24 protein-coding genes and 1 pseudogene are annotated in these 22962 nt (G+C 59.7%); 19 read left to right on the top strand and 6 right to left on the bottom strand.

Annotated features, from left to right (window positions below):
* Positions 1–290 precede the first annotated feature (290 nt).
* The gene (locus tag AC4IHP_RS01470) at positions 291–1877 is read left to right on the top strand and encodes an ABC transporter substrate-binding protein (RefSeq protein WP_490830697.1); all 1587 of its coding nucleotides are present in this window, start codon (positions 291–293) and stop codon (positions 1875–1877) included.
* A 147-nt stretch (positions 1878–2024) separates the two neighbouring features.
* On the opposite strand, the gene radC is transcribed toward AC4IHP_RS01470, so the two are convergent.
* A complete protein-coding gene (gene radC, locus AC4IHP_RS01465; RefSeq protein ID WP_460122305.1) occupies positions 2025–2699 on the bottom strand; it encodes a RadC family protein in 675 nt (224 codons plus the stop codon).
* Positions 2700–2832: 133 nt separating this feature from the next.
* On the opposite strand from radC, the gene coaBC reads away from it, so the two are divergent.
* The 7 genes and pseudogenes from coaBC to AC4IHP_RS01430 all read left to right on the top strand — a co-directional run bounded on the left by coaBC (position 2833) and on the right by AC4IHP_RS01430 (position 8528).
* Complete coding sequence (gene coaBC / locus AC4IHP_RS01460; protein WP_039757372.1) at positions 2833–4041, top strand: bifunctional phosphopantothenoylcysteine decarboxylase/phosphopantothenate--cysteine ligase CoaBC; 1209 nt, start codon at positions 2833–2835, stop codon at positions 4039–4041.
* Positions 4042–4046: 5 nt separating this feature from the next.
* Positions 4047–4502, top strand: a complete 456-nt coding sequence (dut, locus tag AC4IHP_RS01455; RefSeq protein ID WP_490830696.1) for a dUTP diphosphatase — start codon at positions 4047–4049, stop codon at positions 4500–4502.
* 325 nt (positions 4503–4827) lie between these two features.
* Positions 4828–6204, top strand: a pseudogene (locus AC4IHP_RS01450) (phosphomannomutase/phosphoglucomutase); the annotation flags it as partial.
* A gap of 17 nt (positions 6205–6221) precedes the next feature.
* The gene (gene argB / locus AC4IHP_RS01445; protein ID WP_016772548.1) at positions 6222–7127 is read left to right on the top strand and encodes an acetylglutamate kinase; all 906 of its coding nucleotides are present in this window, start codon (positions 6222–6224) and stop codon (positions 7125–7127) included.
* 209 nt (positions 7128–7336) lie between these two features.
* Positions 7337–7567, top strand: coding sequence for a hypothetical protein (locus tag AC4IHP_RS01440; protein ID WP_016772547.1), 231 nt, complete (start codon positions 7337–7339; stop codon positions 7565–7567).
* Positions 7568–7585: 18 nt separating this feature from the next.
* A complete protein-coding gene (locus tag AC4IHP_RS01435) occupies positions 7586–8158 on the top strand; it encodes a hypothetical protein (RefSeq protein ID WP_460122308.1) in 573 nt (190 codons plus the stop codon).
* A complete protein-coding gene (locus AC4IHP_RS01430; protein ID WP_490830695.1) occupies positions 8145–8528 on the top strand; it encodes a hypothetical protein in 384 nt (127 codons plus the stop codon). Before AC4IHP_RS01435 ends, AC4IHP_RS01430 begins: the two co-directional genes overlap by 14 nt.
* Before the next feature lie 134 nt (positions 8529–8662).
* On the opposite strand, the gene pyrE is transcribed toward AC4IHP_RS01430, so the two are convergent.
* The gene (gene pyrE, locus AC4IHP_RS01425; protein ID WP_460122312.1) at positions 8663–9307 is read right to left on the bottom strand and encodes an orotate phosphoribosyltransferase; all 645 of its coding nucleotides are present in this window, start codon (positions 9305–9307) and stop codon (positions 8663–8665) included.
* 82 nt (positions 9308–9389) lie between these two features.
* Here pyrE and crc point away from each other — a divergent pair, with 82 nt between their 5' ends.
* A complete protein-coding gene (crc, locus tag AC4IHP_RS01420) occupies positions 9390–10169 on the top strand; it encodes a catabolite repression control protein Crc (RefSeq protein WP_016772543.1) in 780 nt (259 codons plus the stop codon).
* A gap of 68 nt (positions 10170–10237) precedes the next feature.
* Here the strand turns inward: crc and gltS are convergent, their stop codons facing one another.
* From gltS to rph, 3 genes are all read right to left on the bottom strand, one after another.
* Positions 10238–11443: a sodium/glutamate symporter gene (gene gltS, locus AC4IHP_RS01415; RefSeq protein ID WP_460122314.1), complete on the bottom strand. Its 1206-nt coding sequence runs from the start codon at positions 11441–11443 to the stop codon at positions 10238–10240.
* A gap of 372 nt (positions 11444–11815) precedes the next feature.
* Entirely contained in the window at positions 11816–12184 is a 369-nt protein-coding gene (locus tag AC4IHP_RS01410) for a DUF4870 domain-containing protein (RefSeq protein ID WP_186531021.1), read from the bottom strand.
* A 25-nt stretch (positions 12185–12209) separates the two neighbouring features.
* Positions 12210–12932: a ribonuclease PH gene (rph, locus tag AC4IHP_RS01405; RefSeq protein ID WP_024014799.1), complete on the bottom strand. Its 723-nt coding sequence runs from the start codon at positions 12930–12932 to the stop codon at positions 12210–12212.
* Between the two features lie 268 nt (positions 12933–13200).
* On the opposite strand from rph, the gene AC4IHP_RS01400 reads away from it, so the two are divergent.
* The 6 genes from AC4IHP_RS01400 (at position 13201) to AC4IHP_RS01375 (ending at position 18503) form a co-directional block, all read left to right on the top strand.
* A complete protein-coding gene (locus AC4IHP_RS01400; RefSeq protein ID WP_460122318.1) occupies positions 13201–14064 on the top strand; it encodes a YicC/YloC family endoribonuclease in 864 nt (287 codons plus the stop codon).
* 12 nt (positions 14065–14076) lie between these two features.
* Positions 14077–14697, top strand: a complete 621-nt coding sequence (gmk, locus tag AC4IHP_RS01395; protein ID WP_460122320.1) for a guanylate kinase — start codon at positions 14077–14079, stop codon at positions 14695–14697.
* Positions 14698–14865: 168 nt separating this feature from the next.
* Positions 14866–15129, top strand: coding sequence for a DNA-directed RNA polymerase subunit omega (gene rpoZ, locus AC4IHP_RS01390; protein WP_039757363.1), 264 nt, complete (start codon positions 14866–14868; stop codon positions 15127–15129).
* Positions 15130–15186: 57 nt separating this feature from the next.
* The gene (gene spoT / locus AC4IHP_RS01385; protein ID WP_007920338.1) at positions 15187–17292 is read left to right on the top strand and encodes a bifunctional GTP diphosphokinase/guanosine-3',5'-bis pyrophosphate 3'-pyrophosphohydrolase; all 2106 of its coding nucleotides are present in this window, start codon (positions 15187–15189) and stop codon (positions 17290–17292) included.
* Between the two features lie 24 nt (positions 17293–17316).
* Complete coding sequence (locus tag AC4IHP_RS01380; protein ID WP_003229509.1) at positions 17317–17697, top strand: RidA family protein; 381 nt, start codon at positions 17317–17319, stop codon at positions 17695–17697.
* A 65-nt stretch (positions 17698–17762) separates the two neighbouring features.
* The gene (locus AC4IHP_RS01375) at positions 17763–18503 is read left to right on the top strand and encodes a hypothetical protein (protein WP_024014801.1); all 741 of its coding nucleotides are present in this window, start codon (positions 17763–17765) and stop codon (positions 18501–18503) included.
* An 87-nt stretch (positions 18504–18590) separates the two neighbouring features.
* Here AC4IHP_RS01375 and AC4IHP_RS01370 read toward each other — a convergent pair whose 3' ends face one another.
* Positions 18591–19445 carry an SDR family oxidoreductase gene (locus tag AC4IHP_RS01370; RefSeq protein WP_490830694.1) on the bottom strand — a complete coding sequence of 285 codons (855 nt, stop codon included), beginning with the start codon at positions 19443–19445 and terminating at the stop codon, positions 18591–18593.
* A gap of 188 nt (positions 19446–19633) precedes the next feature.
* On the opposite strand from AC4IHP_RS01370, the gene exbB reads away from it, so the two are divergent.
* From exbB to AC4IHP_RS01350, 4 genes are all read left to right on the top strand, one after another.
* Positions 19634–20587 (top strand): tonB-system energizer ExbB, encoded by a 954-nt coding sequence (gene exbB / locus AC4IHP_RS01365; protein ID WP_041476629.1) that lies wholly within the window; start codon positions 19634–19636, stop codon positions 20585–20587.
* Between the two features lie 6 nt (positions 20588–20593).
* Entirely contained in the window at positions 20594–21022 is a 429-nt protein-coding gene (exbD, locus tag AC4IHP_RS01360) for a TonB system transport protein ExbD (protein ID WP_016772535.1), read from the top strand.
* Positions 21019–21765 carry a TonB family protein gene (locus AC4IHP_RS01355; protein ID WP_129997943.1) on the top strand — a complete coding sequence of 249 codons (747 nt, stop codon included), beginning with the start codon at positions 21019–21021 and terminating at the stop codon, positions 21763–21765. The genes exbD and AC4IHP_RS01355 overlap by 4 nt, the downstream gene beginning before the upstream one ends.
* Positions 21766–22028: 263 nt before the next feature.
* Positions 22029–22958, top strand: coding sequence for a hydrogen peroxide-inducible genes activator (locus AC4IHP_RS01350; protein WP_016772533.1), 930 nt, complete (start codon positions 22029–22031; stop codon positions 22956–22958).
* Positions 22959–22962: the final 4 nt, after the last annotated feature.

Raw genomic sequence — 22962 nt, 5'->3', positions numbered from 1 at the left:
AGAAAGACCGGGGTGCAACAACAATCGCTGTGCAATGAATCAATAAAAAGCCGCTTTTTCGGCCTGCGGACGCCTTGAACAAAGGCCGCGACTGGTTTTGACCACTCGTCGCAGAAATCCCGCCCTACAGGCGATTCAGACTTTTCATCCCGCTGCTCAAGCTCGAAACCGCGCAAGACTGCGCCTGAAAATGCAAAAAGGGGATAGTCATTTGCAATTCAGAGCTCTAGGGTAGGACTTTTCCAGACTGCACTTGCAGATGGGCCTTCGATCTGTAAAGGAAACCGACCATGCGCCTCGCTGCCCTACCCCTGTTACTCGCTCCGCTGTTGCTGAGCCCCCTCGCCCAGGCCGCCGCGTTGAGCGTGTGTACCGAGGCCAGCCCCGAAGGGTTCGACGTGGTGCAGTACAACTCGCTGACCACCACTAATGCCTCGGCCGATGTGCTGATGAATCGTCTGGTGGATTTCGATACCGCCAGTGGCAAGGTCATCCCTAGCCTCGCCGACAGCTGGGAAGTTAGCACCGACGGCCTGACGTATGTATTCAAACTGCACCCGCAGGTGAAATTTCATACAACCGATTACTTCAAGCCGAGCCGCGAGCTGAGCGCTGAAGACGTCAAATTCAGCTTCGACCGCATGCTCGACCCGGCCAACCCGTGGCACAAAGTCGCCCAAAGCGGCTTCCCCCATGCGCAGTCGATGCAACTGCCGACCCTGATCAAGAAAATCGACGCCCTCGACCCGCTCACCGTGCGTTTCACTCTTGATCATCCGGATTCGACCTTCCTCGCCACCCTGAGCATGGGCTTCGCCTCGATCTATTCAGCCGAATACGCTGACAAGCTGATGAAGGCTGGCGCCACCGACAAACTCAACAGTCAGCCGATCGGCACCGGCCCGTTCGTGTTCAATCGCTTCCAGAAAGATGCAGCGATCCGCTACAAGGCCAACCCGGATTATTTCCATGGCAAGCCTGCCGTCGACCCGCTGATCTTCGCCATCACCCCGGACGCCAACGTGCGCCTGCAAAAGCTGCGACGCAATGAATGCCAGATCGCCCTGTCGCCGAAACCATTGGACGTGCAGGCTGCGCTGAAGGAACCGACGCTGAAAGTGGAAAAGACTGACGCGTTCATGACCGCTTTCGTGGGCATCAACAGCCAGCACCCGCCACTGGACAAGCCGGAAGTGCGTCAGGCGATCAACCTTGCGTTCGACAAGGCCAACTACATCAAAGCCGTGTTCGAAGACACCGCCGAGGCGGCCAACGGCCCGTACCCGCCGAACACCTGGAGCTACGCGAAGAACCTGCCGGGCTATCCGCACGATGTGGCCAAAGCCAAGGCGCTGCTGGCCAAGGCCGGCTTGAAGGATGGTTTCCAGACCACGATCTGGACGCGACCATCGGGCAGCCTGCTCAACCCGAACCCGAGCCTCGGCGCGCAGATGCTGCAATCGGATCTGGCCGAGATCGGCATCCAGGCGGAGATCCGCGTGATCGAGTGGGGCGAACTGATTCGTCGCGCCAAGGCCGGCGAGCATGACCTGCTGTTCATGGGCTGGGCCGGCGACAACGGCGACCCGGACAACTTCCTCACGCCGCAGTTTTCCTGCGCAGCAGTGAAGTCCGGCACCAACTTCGCGCGGTACTGCAACGCCGATCTGGACAAGCTGATCAGCGCCGGCAAGACCACCAGCGAGCAAGGCGTACGGACCAAGCTTTATGAACAGGCACAGGCGCAGATCCAGCAGCAGGCGTTGTGGCTGCCACTGGCGCACCCGACGGCCTACGCTTTGACGCGCAAGGATATTCAGGGTTATTCCGTCAGCCCGTTCGGCCGACAGGATTATTCCAAGGTCAGCCTCAAATAACCTGCCTGACATAAAACCTGTGGATGGAAACAGTCTGTGGGAGCGAGCCTGCTCGCGAAGCGGTCTTTCAGCAAACAATGATGCTGACTGATACAACGCCTTCGCGAGCAGGCTCGCTCCCACAAGTTCCAGAATTGGCGCCGAGAACTACATCCAGCCACACTCCGCCATCGACAGCGGTTCGCCGTCACCGACGATAAAGTGGTCGAGCACTCGCACGTCAATCAGCTCCAGCGCTTTCTGCAGGCGCTTGGTCAGCAGCCGATCTGCCTGACTCGGATCGGTATTCCCGGACGGATGGTTATGACACAGGATCACTGCCGCCGCGTTATTGGCCAGCGCGCGCTTCACCACTTCCCGAGGGTGCACGCTGGTGTTGTCGATAGAGCCGCGAAACAGCGCCTCGAAATTCAGCACCTGGTGCTTTGAATCGAGAAACAGGCAGCCGAACACCTCGTGCGGCTCATGCCGCAGCATTGCCTTGAGGTAATCGCGTACGACCTGAGGGTTTTCCAGTGCCGGTTTCTGTCGTGAGCGCTCGGCCAGATGGCGTTTGCTCATTTCCTGCGCGGCTTGCAGTTGGGCGAACTTGGCCGGGCCGAGGCCCAGTTGTTTGCTGAATGCGCCCTGATCGGCCTCGAGCAGCAAACGCAGGCCACCAAATTGCGTCAGCAGATGTCTGGCGAGGTCGACTGCGCTTTTTCCAGGCAATCCGGTGCGCAGAAAAATCGCCAACAGCTCAGCGTCTGAAAGACTCCCTGCCCCATGCTCCAACAGCCTTTCCCGCGGCCGTTCCGCCGCCGGCCAATCGCGAATACTCATAGCACCTCCTTGTCTGTGGGCGCCGCTGTTCCGTAGCGGTCGCTGTGATATCGTAGCCCATCTTTTTGGCGGTCGATTCAACCCTGGGGAGGGGCATCGCGCCGCCGTCATCAACGAAATGAAAGGCAGACCTATGCAGCGGCTGTATCGGAAACGCATCGTTCTGGGCGTCGGCGGCGGCATTGCGGCCTACAAGAGCGCCGATCTGGTTCGCCGCCTGATCGACCAGGGTGCCGAAGTGCGCGTGGTCATGACCCATGGCGGCGCCGAGTTCATTACCCCGCTGACCATGCAGGCCCTGTCGGGGCACCCGGTTCACCTCGACTTGCTCGACCCTGCCGCCGAAGCCGCCATGGGCCATATCGAACTGGCGAAATGGGCCGATCTGGTACTGATCGCCCCGGCCACCGCCGACCTGATTGCTCGTCTGGCCCAGGGCATTGCCAATGACCTGCTGACCACACTGGTGCTGGCCACCGACGCCGTGGTTGCTGTCGCGCCAGCGATGAATCAGGCGATGTGGCGCGATCCGGCGACCCAGGCCAACCTGCAACTGCTGGAAAGCCGTGGCTTGAAGACTTTCGGCCCAGCCTCGGGCAGCCAGGCCTGCGGCGACGTCGGCATGGGCCGCATGATGGAAGCTACCGATCTGGCGCTGCTCGCCGCCGATTGCTTCCAGCGTCTGGCCTTGACCGGCAAGCATGTGGTCATCACCGCCGGCCCGACCCAGGAAAACATCGACCCGGTGCGCTACATCACCAACCATAGCTCCGGCAAAATGGGTTTCGCCCTCGCCGAAGCAGCAGTCGAAGCCGGCGCCCGCGTGACTTTGATCAGCGGCCCGGTGCACCTGCCGACGCCTGATCGCGTGACGCGGATTGACGTGGTCAGCGCCCGCGACATGCTCGCCGCCTGCGAATCTGCCATGCCTTGCGATGTGTTCATTTCGTCGGCAGCGGTAGCGGACTACCGCCCTGAAGTCGTCGCCCCGCATAAACTCAAGAAAGATCCTACGAGCGGCGACGGCTTCGTCCTGCAAATGGTGCGCAATCCGGACATTCTCGCCACCATCGCGACCCGCCCCGATCGTCCGTTCAGTGTCGGCTTCGCCGCCGAGACCGAACACCTGCTCGACTACGCTGCACGCAAGCTGAAGGACAAGAATCTCGATCTGATCGTCGCCAACGACGTCGCCAACCCGAGCATCGGTTTCAACAGCGAAGAAAACGCCTGCAGCGTCATCGACCGTGAGCTGCACGCCACGGTTTTCGCCCAGACCAGCAAGAGCAAGATTGCTCGCCAACTGGTCACTTTTATCGCCGAACGTCTGAACCAGGTTTAATTTACATGCACGCTTTGCAAGCCAAGATCCTCGACCCACGCATCGGTACCGAATTCCCGCTGCCGCAATACGCCACACCGGGCTCCGCCGGCCTCGACCTGCGCGCCATGCTGGAACAGGATATCGTGATCAAACCGGGTGAAACCGTACTGATTCCCACCGGCCTGTCGGTATACATCGGCGACCCGAATCTCGCCGCGCTGATCCTGCCGCGCTCGGGCATGGGCCATAAACATGGCATCGTGCTGGGCAATCTGGTCGGCCTGATCGACTCCGATTATCAGGGACCGCTGATGGTCTCCTGCTGGAACCGCGGCCGGAGTGACTTCACCATGACCGTCGGCGAACGTCTGGCGCAACTGGTGCTGGTACCGGTGGTACAGGCGCATTTCGAGATGGTGGAAGAGTTCGTCGAGACCGAGCGCGGTACCGGAGGCTTTGGCCACACCGGCACCAAATAACCGGAGTCACCTCCTGTAGGAGCTGCCGAAGGCTGCGATCCTTTGATCTTGATCTTTAAAAAGCAAAATCAAAAGATCGCAGCCTTCGGCAGCTCCTACAGGGGAAATTTGTGCAGATTCACCAGAACGGTTAAGCGCGGAAAATCAAGGTTTTGCCGGCCGCAAGCCCGGCCAGGCGAGGCGTCATGGCCCTTTCATAGCACGAACTCTCTGTGGAAAACGCCGTCATACCCTTCAGTTTGAGCCTGCCGTCGAAGATTTCGCCGGTCTGTCCCGCCCTTTTCGAGATGGAGCATTTCCGCAGATGAATACCCCCGCCAAGATCGCCCCGAAACTGCCTGACAGCATTTTCCGCGCCTACGACATTCGTGGCACCGTGCCGGAATACCTCAACGGCGAAACAGCCTACTGGATCGGTCGCGCCATCGGCTCGCAGAGTCTGGCCGAGGGTGAACCGAATGTGTCGGTCGGTCGCGACGGTCGCCTGTCCGGCCCGGAGCTGGTCGCGGAACTCATTCGCGGCATCGCCGAGAGCGGTTGCCACGTCAGCGATGTCGGCCTGGTGCCGACGCCGGCGCTGTACTACGCCGCCAACGTGCTGGCCGGCAAGTCCGGGGTGATGCTCACCGGCAGCCATAACCCGTCGAACTACAACGGCTTCAAGATCGTCATCGCTGGCGACACCCTCGCCAACGAGCAGATTCAGGTGCTGCACGAACGCATCAAGAACAACGACCTGAGCACCGGCCAGGGCAGCGTCACCCAAGTCGAAATCCTTGACCGCTACAACACGGAAATCGTCAAGGACATCAAACTGGCCCGGCGCCTGAAAGTCGTGGTCGACTGCGGCAACGGCGCGGCCGGCGTGATCGCCCCGCAACTGATCGAAGCGCTGAACTGCGAAGTCATCCCGCTGTTTTGTGAAGTCGACGGCAACTTCCCGAACCATCACCCGGATCCGGGCAAACCGGAGAACCTTGTCGACCTGATCGCCAAGGTCAAGGAAACCAACGCCGATATCGGCCTGGCCTTCGACGGTGACGGCGACCGCGTCGGCGTGGTGACCAACACCGGCAGCATCGTCTACCCGGATCGTCTGCTGATGCTGTTCGCCCGCGACGTAGTGGCGCGTAACCCGGACGCGGAAATCATCTTCGACGTCAAATGCACCCGTCGCCTGGTGCCGCTGATCAAGGAATACGGCGGTCGGCCGCTAATGTGGAAGACCGGTCACTCGTTGATCAAAAAGAAAATGAAACAATCCGGCGCGCTGTTGGCCGGCGAAATGAGCGGGCACATCTTCTTCAAGGAACGCTGGTTCGGTTTCGACGACGGCATCTACAGCGCCGCACGTCTGCTGGAGATCCTCAGCAAGGAAAAATCCACAGCCGAAGAGCTGTTTGCGACCTTCCCCAACGATATTTCCACGCCGGAAATCAATATCCATGTGACCGAAGAGAGCAAATTCAGCATCATTGATGCACTGCACGATGCTCAGTGGGGCGAAGGCGCCGACCTGACCACCATCGACGGCGTGCGGGTTGATTACGCCAAAGGCTGGGGCCTGGTGCGCGCATCCAACACCACACCGGTGCTGGTGCTGCGCTTCGAGGCCGATGACGCGGCTGAATTGCAGCGCATCAAGGATGTGTTCCACGTCCAACTGAAACGCGTTGCACCTGATCTCCAACTACCGTTCTGATCCACCCGGAGCCCTGAATGACCCTCGAACGCGAAGCCGCCGCCAACACTGCCAAGGTCCTGTCCGAAGCGCTGCCTTACATCCGACGCTATGTCGGCAAGACCCTGGTGATCAAATACGGCGGCAACGCGATGGAAAGCGAGGAGCTGAAAACCGGCTTCGCCCGCGACATCGTGCTGATGAAAGCCGTGGGCATCAACCCGGTGGTCGTGCACGGTGGCGGCCCGCAGATCGGTGATCTGCTCAAGCGCCTGTCGATCGAAAGCCATTTCGTCGACGGCATGCGAGTCACCGACGCGGCGACCATGGACGTGGTGGAAATGGTCCTTGGCGGTCAGGTCAACAAGAGCATCGTCAACCTGATCAACCGCCATGGTGGCAGTGCCATCGGCCTGACCGGTAAAGATGCCGGGCTGATCCGGGCGAAGAAGCTCACTGTCTCCCGCCAGACCCCGGAAATGACCCAGCCGGAAATCATCGACATCGGCCACGTCGGCGAAGTCGTCGGCATCAATACCGAGTTGCTGAATCTGCTGGTCAAAGGCAATTTCATCCCGGTCATCGCGCCGATTGGCGTGGGTGAGAATGGCGAGTCGTACAACATCAACGCCGACCTGGTGGCGGGCAAGGTTGCCGAAGCACTGAAAGCTGAAAAGCTGATGCTGCTGACCAACATCGCTGGCCTGATGGACAAGTCGGGCACCGTGTTGACCGGCCTGAGCACCCAGCAGGTCGACGATCTGATTGCCGACGGCACGATCTACGGCGGCATGCTGCCGAAGATCCGCTGCGCACTGGAAGCGGTTCAGGGCGGGGTGGGCAGTTCGTTGATCATCGACGGTCGTGTGCCGAATGCGATTCTGCTGGAAATCTTCACCGATACCGGTGTGGGCACGCTGATCAGTAATCGCAAGCGTCCTTGATGGCTGATCGCTGAAAGCAAAAGATCGCAGCCTTCGGCAGCTCCTACAGGGATTTCGCACATGCGAGAATCCGCTTTTGTAGGAACTGACGAAGGCTGCGATCTTTTTTATGCGCGCAGGAAACGCCTGACTCCACACAGCGAAACGTCCGACATCCCTTCAGAATAAATCTCCCTAGGATCTTCCCCTCATCCAACGGAGATTCACTCATGCAGAAAGATTACGTTCCCTACGGCAGCGATGTTTCAGCAGGCACCTACGAATGCGTGGACTGCGGCCATCGTTATTCCAATCAAGCCAAAACCTCTATGCCGCCCTGCCCGCAGTTCAGGAAAACGGCGCATGTCCTGAACGGTTGGAAAACCCTCACCGGCCAAGGTGACGCCCCACAAGATCCGTACCCGGAAAAATCCGAAAAGCCGGCTGCCAGCAAAAAATAATCCCGGAGCGCCTGAGCCATGCAGATCTCGTTCACGATCGACGCCGACGCTTTCGAGCAGGAACAGAAGGAACCGGTGAAAAAGACCCTGCGCATCGGCGACGCCGAAATCGCCCATGCGCTGGAGCGCATCGCCAAGGCCAGCCTGACCGAATACCTGAAAATGCTGGTCGAGGGCGGCATGCCTAGCCGGGCAGACGAGGCCAAGCAGGATCGCCTGCTGTATCTGATTCAGAGTTACTTCGGGCAAACCCTGCCGACCGAATCGCAGATATCGACGATCTTTCAACTGACCCAGAGCCAAAGCAAAACCCTGCTGAAGAACACCGTTTCGCGTTTTCGCAACCAACTCGACGACATCCTGCAGCACAGTATGCGCGCGGTGATCGAGTCCGCCGAACACGCGCAAAATGTGTATCTGGTGGTGATCAGCTCGGACGTGATTCGCGACGAACTGAACATGCTCATCACCCAAAACGAGCCGACCTTCAAACCCATCACCAAACGTAAGGGCAGCGCCGGACAGTTCGAGATCAGCGAGGATTCCCACGCATTGCTCTGCGCAACGCTGGGCCTGAATGTCGTTCAGTGACATCGTCGCGGTCAGTGGCTTGCTGCTGACCTTGACCACGTTCATGTTCAACCTGGCGTGGCCCGCACTCAACGAAGCGTTGGCTGAGGATGAATATCAAAAGGGTTTGCAGGGCCGCAAGCGCAGTCGAGACAAGGTGATGGCTGCTTTCTACTGGCGAGCACTACCACTGACGTGTGCTTTTGTGGCGCTGTTTTACGTTAACTTGCCGGCAGCAGTCGGGATCATGCGCAGCAGCACGCTGGACCTTTGGGATTTCGATGTGGATCGCACGCTGTATGTGATGGTGGTGGTTGCGCTGCTGGTGTTTGCGCTGGTCAACGTCGGACTGGCGCTGAGGCTGCTCCTCAAATGGCGAAATCTGCGTTAATCGCTAACAAAATGACCCAATTCAGCAGCCTGAACTGGGTCTTCTTTTTGTGGGAGCGAGCCTGCTCGCGAAAGCGGTATTCGCCTCACATCGTTCAGTGTGGCGGTCATTCGCGAGCAGGCTTCCCACATTGGTCAAACGCCAAATTGCGCGCGGTACGCTTCCACGGCTGGGAGGTGTTGCTTGAGCTGCGGATCGTCGGCGAGGAATTCCAGCACCTGATTCAGCGAAACAATGCTGATCACCGGGATGCCGAAGTCGCGCTCGACTTCCTGGATTGCCGACAACTCGCCGTTGCCACGCTCCTGACGGTTCAGTGCGATCAATACGCCGGCGGCCTTGGCGCCGTCCTGGGAAGCGATGATCTGCATCACTTCGCGAATGGCGGTGCCGGCGGTGATGACGTCGTCAATGATCAAGACCTGGCCAGTCAGCGGGGCACCGACCAGGCTTCCGCCTTCGCCGTGGGCCTTGGCTTCCTTGCGGTTGAAGCACCATGGCAGGTCACGGTCGTGATGCTCGGCCAGCGCAACGGCGGTCGTGGCCGCCAGCGGAATACCTTTGTAGGCAGGGCCAAACAGAACGTCGAAAGGGATGCCGCTTTCGGCGATGGCCGCAGCGTAGAAACGTCCCAGTTGCGCCAGGGCCGAACCCGAATTGAACAGGCCGGCGTTGAAGAAGTAGGGACTGGTGCGCCCGGACTTCAGGGTGAACTCACCGAAGCGCAAAACGCCGCGATCGATGGCAAAACGAATGAAATCGCGCTGATACGCTTGCATGAAAAAAACCCCAAATACCACGGATTTAGCTAATTAGCTTGACGCCGTGTATCATACACGCACGCGATTTTTGGGGCCATTTATGCGGATCATCAGTGTGAACGTCAATGGTATTCAGGCGGCAGTCGAGCGCGGTTTGCTCAGTTGGCTGCAAGCCCAGAATGCCGACGTCATCTGCCTGCAGGACACCCGTGCCTCCGCCTTTGAACTGGATGACCCAGCCTTCCAACTGGATGGCTACTTCCTTTATGCCTGCGATGCTGAAGTCCCTGCCCAAGGCGGCGTGGCTTTGTATTCGCGGTTGCAACCGAAGGCTGTCATCAGCGGTCTCGGTTTCGAGACGGCCGACCGCTACGGGCGCTACCTGCAAGCAGATTTCGACAAAGTCAGTATTGCCACCTTGCTGTTTCCTTCGGGGATGAACGGCGATGAGGACTTGAACCAGAAGTTCAAGCTCATGGACGATTTCGGCAAGTACCTGGACAAACAGCGACGCAAACGTCGCGAGTACATTTATTGTGGCTCGCTGTACGTTGCGCAGCAGAAACTCGACATCAAGAACTGGCGCGACAGCCAGCAATCTCCAGGCTTCCTGGCGCCGGAACGCGCCTGGATGGACGAGATTGTCGGCAATATGGGCTATGTCGATGCGCTGCGTGAAGTCAGCCGCGAAGGCGACCAGTACAGCTGGTGGCCGGATAACGAACAGGCCGAGATGCTCAATCTGGGCTGGCGTTTCGACTATCAGATCCTGACCCCAGGCCTGCGTCGCTCGGTGCGCAGCGCACGCCTGCCGCGTCAGCCACGGTTCTCGCAGCACGCGCCGCTGATCGTCGACTACGACTGGACGCTGACCATCTAAGCGTTTTATCGCAGCCAAAGAAAATGCCCGCATCGAGAGATGCGGGCATTTTTTATGCGCCGTGCGCCCTAGACCGCCGCGAAGAATGGCAAGGTCAGATACAACTTGATCACGATGACGTTAACGATATCGATGAAGAACGCTCCTACCATCGGCACCACCAGAAACGCGATTTGCGAAGGGCCATAGCGCTGCGTCACCGCTTGCATGTTGGCGATGGCCGTAGGCGTAGCACCCAGCCCAAAGCCGCAATGTCCCGAAGCGAGCACCGCGGCATCGTAGTTACTGCCCATTACCCGGAACGTTACAAAAATCGCAAACAGCGCCATGACCAGCGCCTGCACGGCCAGAATGATGAAGATCGGCAATGCCAGCGCCGCCAGATCCCATAGCTTGAGCGACATCAACGCGATCGCCAGAAACAGCGAGAGGCTGACATTGCCGAGCACAGAAACTTCACGCTCGAATACTTGATACAACCCAAGCGCTGAAAGTCCATTACGTAACATCACGCCCACAAACAACACGCAAACAAAGGTCGGCAGCTCGAAAGCAGTGCCATGCAGCAGGCCATTCAAAAGATTACCTGCGAGCAGGCTGACGGCAATCAGCGCCAGTGTTTCGACGAAAGAAAAGGGCGTGATCGAGCGCTCCTTGTTCGGCTGCTCGAAACCTCGTGGCAGTCGCGGCGCTTGCTGGGGGCTGCCGGGCACTTGCACACGCTTGATCAGCAACCGCGCGACGGGCCCACCGATCAGACCACCCAGCACCAGACCGAATGTCGCCGAGGCCAACGCCAGTTCCGAAGCCGAGGCCAGGCCATATTTCTCGCTGAACACCGCGCCCCATGCAGCGCCAGTGCCGTGGCCGCCGGCGAGCGTGATCGAGCCTGTCAGCAAGCCCATCAAAGGGTCGAGCCCGAGCAAAGTGGCCAGTCCGATGCCCATGGCGTTCTGCACCACCAACAAGCCAATGACCGCCAACAGGAAGATACCGACAATGCGACCGCCCTTCTTCAGACTGGCAAGGTCCGCGCTCAAGCCGATCGTGGCAAAGAAAGCCAACATCAGCGGTGTCTGCAGTGATGTATCGAAGCGGACTTCAATATCAAAAGTGCGCAATACCAACAGGAGCACGGCGACCACCAAGCCACCCGCTACCGGTTCGGGAATATTGTAACTTCGCAGAAAGCCAATACGCGTAACCAGTCCGCGTCCGAGCAGTAGTACTAAAGAAGCGGCCACGAGCGTGCCGTAGAAATCGAGCTCAATCATGTGGATTATTCTTGGCTAAGTATTCACGAGGCGAGCGCTAACCTTGGCCCGACGGGTGAACCGGCTGATTTTATCAACACTGATTACTGGGGAATTCAAGTGCCATCGATGGCTTGAACATATCGAAATGTTTCAATCAAAACATTACATCGGGCAACTTTAACAACCTGCTCACGCCAATAACAAGGGCGGCAACACGCACTTCACCGATCAGTTGTGACCAAAGATTTAAATAAAAAAAATATCCGTAAACAAATGCCAAACCGCACATCGACAAAAGATTAGTCCTACAATAAAACCAAACTTTTTAGTTGCACAAATAAAAACACCCCGGTAGCGGGGTGTTTTTTTATACTGCAATTAAGCTGACCGTTACTTGATCAATCGCCAGGTGAACGGATATCTGTATGGGAAACCTTCGTTGGCTTTGACACCTGCAATGATCGTCAGAACCAATGCCGCGATCGCCAGCAAGCCAAACAGGAAGAAACCGATGATCAGTAGCATGAGCAGGAAGCAGATCATCGAGGCAATGGCGACAGTGATCTGAAAATTCAGCGCCTCTTTGCCCTGCGCATCGATGAAGGGGTCCTTCTCGCGTTTCATCTGCCAAAGGATCAGCGGCCCGATCAGATTGCCGAACGGAATCCAGATCCCCAGCAAGGCGGACAAGTGACAGAACATCGCCCATTGGCGAACCTCCTGGCTCGGTTTGGGCAGCAACGCTTGCTCGTCACTCATCATGTTCTCCTTGTAGTCAAGAACCTCAGTCGGCCAGTGCGGCCTTCTGCAATTCGAAGATCTCGTTCATGCCCTGCTTGGCCAGTTCCAGCATGGCATTGAGCTCGTCAGGCTGGAACGGCGCGCCTTCAGCGGTGCCCTGCACTTCGATGAAACCGCCGGTGCTGGTCATCACTACGTTGAGGTCGGTTTCAGCCGCGGAATCTTCAAGATAGTCCAGATCCAGCACCGGCTCGCCCTGGTACATGCCCACAGAGACCGCGCCGATCATCTGCTTGAGCGGGTCACCGCCTTTCAGGCCGCCGCGCTTCTTGATCACTTTCAAGGCATCGACCAGCGCAACCATGGCGCCAGTGATGGAGGCGGTGCGAGTGCCGCCATCGGCCTGGATCACGTCGCAATCGACGTACAGGGTCACGTCGCCGAGCTTGGACATGTCCAGCGCTGCGCGCAGGGAACGGCCGATCAGACGCTGGATTTCCAGCGTACGACCGCCCTGCTTGCCACGGCTGGCTTCACGCTGGTTACGCTCGCCGGTGGCGCGTGGCAGCATGCCGTATTCGGCAGTCAGCCAGCCCTGGCCCTGACCTTTGAGGAAACGCGGCACGCCGTTTTCGACGCTGACGGTGCAGATGACTTTGGTATCACCGAATTCGACCAGTACGGATCCCTCGGCGTGTTTGGTGTAGTTGCGGGTGATGCGGATCGAGCGGAGCTGATCGGCAGCGCGACCACTTGGACGTTTCATAGGGATACCTGTACTGAGGACGGAAAACTGCCGAGCATTATAGAGCGCTGCACCGCGAGTGGGCACTGGTTAAAACCGCCGGCCGACGACCGAAGCCCCTCAAGCGCGCATAACCGACGGGCTGCAGCGCTTTGTCACACCGTGTGTTTGGGCGCATTCGCCGCACTGCGCTACAATCCTGCGCCTTTGCTGCCAGTCGGCTTAAATTCATTGAAATCGCGCCTGCGAAACAGCGTTTCGCGCCGATCTGCATTGCGAGGTCACCGCCATGGTGCACAGCATGACCGCCTTCGCCCGCGTCGAAAAAGCCGGCGCCCAGGGCACCCTGAGCTGGGAACTGCGCTCGGTCAACAGCCGCTATCTGGAACCGCACCTGCGTTTGCCCGAATCATTTCGCGACCTCGAAGGCGCCGTGCGTGAAGCGCTGCGCCAGGGCCTGTCGCGGGGCAAACTGGAGTGCACGCTGCGCTTCACCGAGGAAAGCACCGGCAAGCCGCTGCAAGTCGATCGCGAACGCGCCGCGCAACTGGTTGCCGCTGCGGAAACCGTAGCCGGGCTGATCAAGAATCCCGCTGCACTGAATCCACTGGAAGTGCTGGCCTGGCCCGGCGTGCTGGTGGCCGATGCGACCGACCCGCAAGCGCTGAACGCCGAAGCCCTGTCCCTGTTCAATCAGGGTTTGAAGGACTTGAAAGCTGGCCGCGAGCGCGAAGGCGCAGAGCTGGCTCGCTTGATCAATGACCGCCTGACTTCCATCGAAGAAGACGTCGTGACCCTGCGTGAACTGGTACCGCAGATGCTCGCTACCCAGCGTCAGAAAGTCCTCGACCGCTTTGCCGACATGAAGGCCGAACTCGACCCGCAGCGCCTTGAACAGGAAATGGTCATCCTCGCGCAAAAAAGCGATGTCGCCGAAGAACTGGATCGCCTGAGCACTCACATCATCGAAGTTCGCCGGGTACTCAAATCCGGTGGTGCCGCCGGGCGGCGTCTGGACTTCCTGATGCAGGAGCTCAACCGCGAAGCCAACACACTGGGCTCCAAAGCCTTCGACCCGCGCAGCACCCAGGCCGCCGTCAACCTCAAGGTGTTGATCGAGCAGATGCGCGAACAAGTGCAGAATATTGAGTAAGGCTACCCTGACATGACCCAACATACCGGCACCCTGTACATCATTTCTGCGCCGTCGGGCGCGGGCAAGAGCAGTCTGGTCAAGGCGTTGACCGACGCCAATCCGGAGATTCGCGTTTCGGTCTCCCACACTACCCGCGCCATGCGCCCGGGCGAAGTGGACGGCGTTAACTACCACTTCGTGACCCGCGAAGAGTTCGTGAAGATGGGCGAGCACGGCGACTTCCTTGAACGCGCCGAAGTCTTCGGCAACTTCTACGGCACCTCGCAAAGCCGCCTGCAGCAGACACTGGACGAAGGTCACGACCTGATTCTGGAGATCGACTGGCAAGGCGCCGAGCAAGTGCGCAAGCTGATGCCGCAGGCGCGCTCGATCTTCATCCTGCCGCCGTCGCTGCAAGCCTTGCACCAGCGCCTGACCAACCGCGGCCAGGACAGCGACGAAATCATCGACGGCCGCATGCGCGAAGCGGTCAGCGAGATGAGCCACTACGTCGATTACGACTACCTGATCATCAACGACGATTTCGCCCACGCGCTGGACGATCTCAAGGCAATTTTCCGGGCCAATCAGTTGCAACAGAAACGTCAGCAAGTGCGTTTCGGCAAATTGCTCGCTGAATTGCTCGGTTGAATCAGTACTTCCCAAAACGCCCGCAAGCGCTTTACATTGGTGCTTGCAGCGCGTTGAAGGGTCTGGTCAAAAAATCAGCGCTTCCCTAATCGCTGGTGATTTTTTAAACTGTTCAGTCCGCTCGCCCAACCGGGCAGCGCGCATATTGCATTCGCTCCGAGGAATACCATGGCCCGCGTAACCGTTGAAGACTGCCTAGAACACGTGGAAAACCGCTTTGAGCTGGTCATGCTCTCTACCAAGCGTGCCCGTCAACTGGCCACCGGCGGCAAAGAGCCACTGGTTCAGTGGGAAAACGACAAGCCGACTGTTGTCGCGCTGCGTGAAATTGCTGAAGGCGTGATGAGCTACGAGTACATCGCCGAGCAGGAAATCGTCCAGGATGAACCGCTGTTCGCAGCGTTCGAGGACGAGTCGAACGAGGCCGTCTAAGCCTATGCCTGGTCGACGTAGCACGGCGCGGGGTCACAGCTTTCGGCAGGATTCATCATGCCGAGCATAGACGCCCTCGCCGACCGCTTATCGACCTACCTCGGCAATGACCAGGTCAACCTGGTCCGCCGAGCGTATTTCTACGCCGAACAAGCCCATGACGGTCAACGCCGTCGCAGCGGCGAGGCGTACGTCACGCATCCTCTTGCGGTGGCGAATATTCTTGCCGACATGCACATGGACCATCAGAGCCTGATGGCCGCGATGCTGCATGACGTGATCGAAGACACCGGTATCGCCAAAGAAGCGCTGCAGGCGCAGTTCGGTGAAACCGTGGCCGAACTGGTCGACGGGGTCAGCAAACTGACCCAGATGAATTTCGAGACCAAGGCCGAAGCCCAAGCCGAAAACTTCCAGAAGATGGCCATGGCCATGGCGCGCGACATTCGCGTGATCCTGGTCAAACTCGCCGACCGCCTGCACAACATGCGCACGCTGGAAGTGCTGTCGGGTGAAAAACGCCGACGCATCGCCAAGGAAACCCTCGAAATCTACGCGCCCATTGCCAACCGCCTGGGCATGCACGCGATCCGCATCGAATTCGAAGACCTCGGTTTCAAGGCCATGCACCCGATGCGTTCCGCGCGGATCTACCAGGCGGTAAAGCGCGCCCGGGGCAACCGCAAGGAAATCGTCAACAAGATCGAAGAATCCCTTGGCCATTGCCTCGCCATCGACGGCATCCAGGGCGAAGTCAGCGGTCGGCAGAAACACCTCTACGGCATCTACAAGAAAATGCGCGGCAAGCGTCGGGCCTTCAACGAGATCATGGACGTCTACGCGTTCCGGATCATCGTCGACAAGGTCGATACCTGCTACCGCGTACTGGGTGCTGTGCATAATTTGTACAAACCGTTGCCGGGGCGCTTCAAGGATTACATCGCGATTCCCAAGGCCAACGGCTATCAGTCGCTGCACACCACGCTGTTCGGCATGCACGGCGTACCGATCGAGATCCAGATCCGCACCCGCGAAATGGAAGAGATGGCCAACAACGGCATTGCCGCTCATTGGCTGTACAAATCCAGCGGCGACGAGCAGCCGAAAGGCACGCACGCACGCGCACGCCAGTGGGTCAAAGGCGTGCTGGAAATGCAGCAACGCGCCGGCAACTCGCTGGAATTCATCGAGAGCGTGAAGATCGACCTGTTTCCGGACGAGGTCTACGTGTTCACGCCAAAAGGCCGGATCATGGAGCTGCCGAAAGGCTCCACGGCGGTCGACTTTGCCTACGCGGTACACACCGACGTCGGCAACAGCTGCATTGCCTGCCGGATCAATCGTCGTCTCGCGCCGCTGTCCGAACCGCTGCAAAGCGGCTCCACGGTCGAGATCGTCAGCGCTCCCGGCGCCCGGCCGAACCCGGCATGGCTCAACTTCGTCGTTACCGGCAAGGCACGCACACATATTCGTCACGCGCTGAAGCTACAGCGACGCTCCGAGTCGATCAGCCTTGGCGAACGCCTGCTGAACAAGGTCCTCAACGGTTTCGACAGCTCGCTGGAAAAGATCCCGGCCGAGCGGGTCAAGGCGATGCTCACCGAGTACCGCCTCGAACTGATCGAAGACCTGCTCGAAGACATCGGTCTGGGCAATCGCATGGCCTACGTGGTCGCACGTCGCCTGCTTGGCGAAGGCGAGCAGCTGCCGAGTCCGGAAGGCCCGCTGGCGATTCGCGGTACCGAAGGCCTGGTGCTCAGCTACGCCAAGTGCTGCACGCCGATCCCGGGCGACCCTATCGTCGGCCACCTGTCGGCGGGCAAAGGCATGGTCGTGCACCTGGACAACTGCCGCAACATCAGCGAAATCCGGCACAACCCGGAAAAGTGCATCCAGCTCTCGTGGGCCAAGGATGTCACCGGCGAATTCAACGTCGAGTTGCGCGTCGAACTGGAACACCAGCGCGGCCTGATCGCTCTGCTGGCAAGCAGCGTCAACGCCGCCGACGGCAACATCGAGAAAATCAGCATGGACGAACGCGATGGTCGCATCAGCGTCGTGCAGTTGGTGGTCAGCGTTCACGACCGTGTGCACCTGGCCCGCGTGATCAAGAAACTGCGCGCCTTGACCGGGGTGATCCGCATCACCCGCATGCGTGCATAACCTGCCTATTACAAGGAGTCCTACATGACCAAAACCGTCATCACCAGCGACAAGGCCCCGGCCGCCATCGGCACTTACTCCCAGGCGATCAAGGCAGGCAACACCGTTTACATGTCGGGCCAGATTCCTCTGGACCCGAAAACCATGGAACTGGTCGAAGGCTTCGAAGCCCAGACCGTCCAGGTCTTCGAGAACCTCAAAGCCGTGGCCGAAGCCGCCGGCGGTTCGTTCAAGGACATCGTCAAACTGAACATCTTCCTCACCGACCTGAGCCACTTCGCCAAGGTCAACGAGATCATGGGCAAGTACTTCGACCAGCCTTACCCTGCCCGCGCCGCCATCGGCGTGGCGGCCCTGCCAAAGGGCTCGCAGGTTGAAATGGATGCCATTCTGGTCATCGAGTGATGCGCACGGCGCGGCCTCCACGCCGCGCCGACTGCTGCAAGAAAAGGTTTTGAAAGGATTCCACCATGCGCAAAGCGCTAGCTCTCTCGCTGCTCGCCCTGTTTCTCGGCGGCTGCGCCAGCGACCCTGCCGACCGTGACATCAGCGGCACCTGGATCAATCAGGTGGCGATCGATGCCGCCGCCAAGGGCGGCCCCCTGCGTGAAGCGCTGCAGGCTTACGGCCCGAATCTGGAATGGGACGTCAACACCAAGGCCGGTCAGGCCCGCTACACCAACGGTTTTGAGAATGTCGAAGGACGGCTGCTGGGCGAAGAGTCCGGCGCCTGGAAAGTCGACTTCTATGGCAGCTCCGCCAGCGAACTGAAACGCGACGGTGGACGCCTGCAGCAAGCTGCCAGCGACAACGAACCCGAACAAGTTTTCGATCGCGCACAGATCCCGGTGCCGGAAGGCGCGCCAATCGGTGCCAGCTTCGAACGTGCGTTGTATTCGGCGTATCTGGGCGGCAACTGGACCATCGCCAGCGGTCAGGGTGAAGGCGGCACGGTGCAGTTCCAGGCCGACGGCCAAGTGACCGGCCTGCCGGGCGTTGATCGTTATGCCTTGTGCCTGGCGGGCGATTGCGCATCGATGAGCAATGGCAACGACAGCATGTGGCTGCAACTCAATGGCCAGGGCAACAACTGGATCTTTGTGCGCAAGGGCAAGGAGCTGGAGATTCTGCAGGCAGTGAACGCTGCGCTGGCGGATGAGCAACCGCAGTTTGCCGCGGGTGAGCGCAAGTGGTTGCTGGAAAAACAGTAACCCGCTGAAAAGATCGCAGCCTTCGGCAGCTCCTACTTTGGAATGCATTTTCCTGTAGGAGCTGCCGAAGGCTGCGATCTTTTGCTTTTAGCGACCTTCAAGGATCGATGCATAGCCTTCGCGGTAACTCGAATACTTCGGCACCCACCCCAACGCTTTCGCCCGCGCATTGCTGCAACGCTTGCTGCCGGTGCGGCGCACACTGGCGTCTTCCGCCCATTCAGTCACACCCAGATATTCGCGCAACCAGCCCACCACTTCGGCCAACGGCGCTGGCGCGTCATCCACGCCGATATAGAGCTGGTCCAGCTTGACGCCCTCGCGGTCTTTTTCCAGCAGAAATGCCAGCAACCCGGCCGCATCATCGGCATGAATCCGATTGCCATACAGCGGCGGCTCGACTGCCACGCGATAGCCGCGACGCACCTGGGTCAGCAGCCACTCGCGACCCGGGCCGTAGATCCCGGTCAGGCGCAGCACGCTTGCCGGGATGCCGCTCTTGAGCGCGACCTGCTCGGCTTCGAGCATCAAGCGACCCGAATATCCGGCCGCGACAGTCTCAGAGGTTTCATCCACCCACGCCCCGTCCTGCTGGCCGTACACGCTGCTGCTGGACACGAAGATCAGCCGCTCGGGCACTTGCCCATAGTCACCCAGCCAGCTCAGCACATTCTGCAAACCCTGCACGTAGGCCTGGCGGTAGCCCTCTTCATCGTGGTCGGTGGCAGCCGCGCAATACACCAGATAATCCACGGCACCCACCGGCCAGGTCGCCGGGCACTCTTCGTTGAACAAGTCGCCGGCGACGCCGATGACGCCCTCCGGCAATTTGGAAACGTCCCGGCGCAAGCCATGAACCTGCCAGCCAGCCGCCAGCAGTTGCGTGGCCAGACGGCTGCCGACATCACCACAACCGGCAATCAAAACAGAAGGCGCGGACATCAGAAAACTCCCATCGGAAAGGCACAGACTAGCTCTGGCACAGGACGAACGGCTAGCAATGCAGGAAAAAAAGATACTCTATTACTTTTGTTAACAAGAATTACTTGCAATAATGCACGCCACTTTTGTTCTCGGCCTCACGAGGCCTGGAAGAGCAACAACGTTTTTCTATCTCAGGTCCGGCCAGCATGACACGTAATCAAACTCCCGCTTCGCCAACCACTCGACCTCGCGCCTGGAGCGCCGTCGCGGCTCTGTTGCTCAGCCTGATGCTGGCACCGACCGCGGCCTTCGCCGACGCTCAAGCGCCAGCCACCCCAGCCGCCACCGAGCAGAGCGCACCCGCTGCCGCACCGGCTGCACCGGCCGCCACCGATCCAGTGCAGGCTGTCGATGCGGCCGACGCACCTGAAGCCCTCGAAGCCGACAACACCTTGGGCATGGCCCACGACCTGTCGCCATGGGGCATGTACCAGAACGCCGACATCATCGTGAAAATCGTGATGATCGGTCTGGCCATCGCTTCGATCATCACCTGGACCATCTGGATCGCCAAAGGCTTCGAGCTGATGGGCGCCAAGCGTCGTCTGCGGGGCGAAATCGCCGCACTGAAGAAAGCCACCACGCTCAAGGAAGCCAGCGCCACTGCCGGCAAGGAAGGCACTCTTGCCAACCTGCTGGTGCATGACGCGCTCGAAGAGATGCGCCTGTCAGTCAACAGCCGCGAGAAAGAAGGCATCAAGGAACGCGTCAGCTTCCGCCTCGAGCGCCTCGTTGCTGCCTGCGGCCGCAACATGAGCAGCGGCACCGGCGTGCTCGCCACCATCGGTTCGACTGCACCGTTCGTAGGTCTGTTCGGTACCGTGTGGGGCATCATGAACTCGTTCATCGGCATCGCCAAAACTCAGACCACCAACCTCGCCGTTGTCGCGCCGGGTATCGCTGAAGCACTGCTGGCCACTGCACTGGGTCTGGTTGCGGCGATTCCTGCGGTGGTGATCTACAACGTCTTCGCCCGTTCCATCGCCGGTTACAAGGCTCAGGTCTCCGATGCCTCGGCAGAAGTCCTGCTGCTGGTCAGCCGCGATCTCGACCACCAGCCTGAGCGCAGCTCGCAGCCGCACATGGTTAAAGTGGGGTAATCGGCCATGGGCCTGCATTTGAAAGAAGGCGCAGACGACGATCTGGCCGAGAACCACGAAATCAACGTCACGCCGTTCATCGACGTGATGCTGGTGCTGTTGATCATCTTCATGGTGGCCGCGCCGTTGGCCACTGTGGACATCAAAGTCGACCTGCCCGCCTCGACCGCCAAACCGGCGCCGCGGCCAGAGAAACCGGTGTTCCTCAGTGTCAAAGCTGACCAGCGCCTGTTCCTCGGTGACGACGAAGTGAAAGCCGAAACCCTCGGCGCCACCCTCGACGCCAAGACCCAGGGCAAGAAAGACACCACCATCTTCTTCCAGGCTGACAAAGGCGTGGATTACGGCGACTTGATGAGCGTGATGGACAGCCTGCGCGCCGCCGGTTACCTGAAGGTCGGTCTGGTCGGTCTTGAGACGGCAGCCAAGAAATGATCACGACGCGCCATAAGCTGACGCGTTACAGCGGTAGCCTGGCCGTGGTGCTGGGCGTGCATGCGCTGGCCATCGCGCTGGCGCTGAACTGGACAGCCCGCCCGCCCATCGAATTGCCGCCGCAGGCAATGATGGTCGAGCTGGCTCCATTGCCTGCCCCGCCACCGCCGGCTCCGCCGAAAGTCGTCACACCGCCGCAGCCACCGGCTCCGGTGGAAGAGCTGCCGATTCCGAAACTGGCTGAAGCACCAAAAGCGGAAATCGCGGTACCGAAACCCAAGCCGAAGCCCAAGCCAAAACCGCCGAAGCCGGTCGAGAAGAAGCTGCCTGATCCGCCGAAGGAAAAACCTTCAGAGGAGAAACCGGCCGATACTCAACCGACTCAGGCGCCAACGGAGAAATCCGCCCAGCCTGCACCGGGTCCATCGCCGGCTCAGTTGGCGGCAAAGGCCAGTTGGCAAGGCACCCTGCTCGCGCATTTGCAGAAGTACAAGAAGTACCCGCAGAGCGCTCAGGCACGGGGCAAGGAAGGCTTGAATCGTCTGCGCTTCGTGGTTGATGGCGAAGGTAATGTGCTGTCGTTCGAACTGGTGGGCCGCTCCGGCAACGCCGATCTGGACCGGGCTACCCTGGACATGATCCGCCGCGCGCAACCGCTGCCAAAGCCGCCGGCCGACATGCTCAACAACGGCTCGATCGAAATTGTTGCGCCGTTTGTTTATTCGCTCGAACGCCGCCGTTAGATACACCGCAACCTGTGGGAGCGAGCCTGCTCGCGAAGAGGTCGTGTCAGTCAGCACATTTGTTGCCTGACCCACCGCTTTCGCGAGCAGGCTCGCTCCCACAGGGTTCAGCGTAAACAGGGAGAGGCACCGAAAGGTGCCTTTTGCGTATCTGCCAGCGGCAAACCGACCTCGACCGGTGTCGCACTCAGCCCGCAGTCTGATAACGTGCGTCTATCGATTGCAGCCGGTATGCTTGGCGCGCATCTTCATGGACGCTTGCTATGACCCTCACAGAATTACGCTACATCGTCACCCTCGCCCAAGAGCAGCATTTCGGCCATGCCGCCGAGCGTTGCCACGTCAGTCAGCCGACGCTGTCGGTGGGCGTGAAGAAACTTGAAGACGAACTCGGTGTGCTGATTTTCGAGCGCAGCAAAAGCGCCGTGCGCCTGACCCCGGTCGGCGAAGGCATCGTCGCCCAGGCGCAAAAAGTCCTGGAACAGGCCCAAGGCATTCGCGAACTGGCCCAGGCCGGCAAGAACCAGCTGACCGCGCCGCTGAAAGTCGGCGCCATCTACACCGTCGGCCCGTACCTGTTCCCGCATCTGATTCCACAACTGCACCGGGTCGCCCCGCAGATGCCGTTGTACATCGAAGAAAACTTCACCCACGTGCTGCGCGACAAACTGCGCAACGGCGAACTCGACGCGATCATCATCGCCCTGCCGTTCAACGAAGCCGATGTGCTGACCCTGCCGCTGTACGATGAACCGTTCTACGTCCTGATGCCGGCCCAGCACCCGTGGACCAAGAAAGAGTCCATCGACGCCGGCCTGCTCAACGACAAGAGCCTGCTGTTGCTCGGTGAGGGCCACTGTTTCCGCGATCAGGTGCTCGAGGCCTGCCCGACCCTGACCAAGGGCAACGACGGCGCCAAGCACACCACGGTCGAGTCCAGCTCGCTGGAAACCATTCGCCACATGGTCGCGTCCGGCCTGGGTATTTCGATCCTGCCGTTGTCGGCAGTGGACAGCCATCACTACGCCCCGGGCGTAATTGAAGTGCGCCCACTGACCGCGCCAGTGCCGTTCCGCACCGTGGCGATTGCCTGGCGTGCGAGCTTCCCACGGCCGAAAGCCATCGAGATTCTCGCCGACTCCATTCGCCTGTGCTCGGTGGCCAAGCCAACGGCGCCGGTTACGGCCGGTTAAGCGA

The sequence above is a fragment of the Pseudomonas sp. UF-293 genome (genome assembly GCF_058245595.1).
The sequence above is the reverse complement of the archived record's forward strand: the minus strand, read 5'-3'. Positions and strand labels throughout refer to the sequence as shown.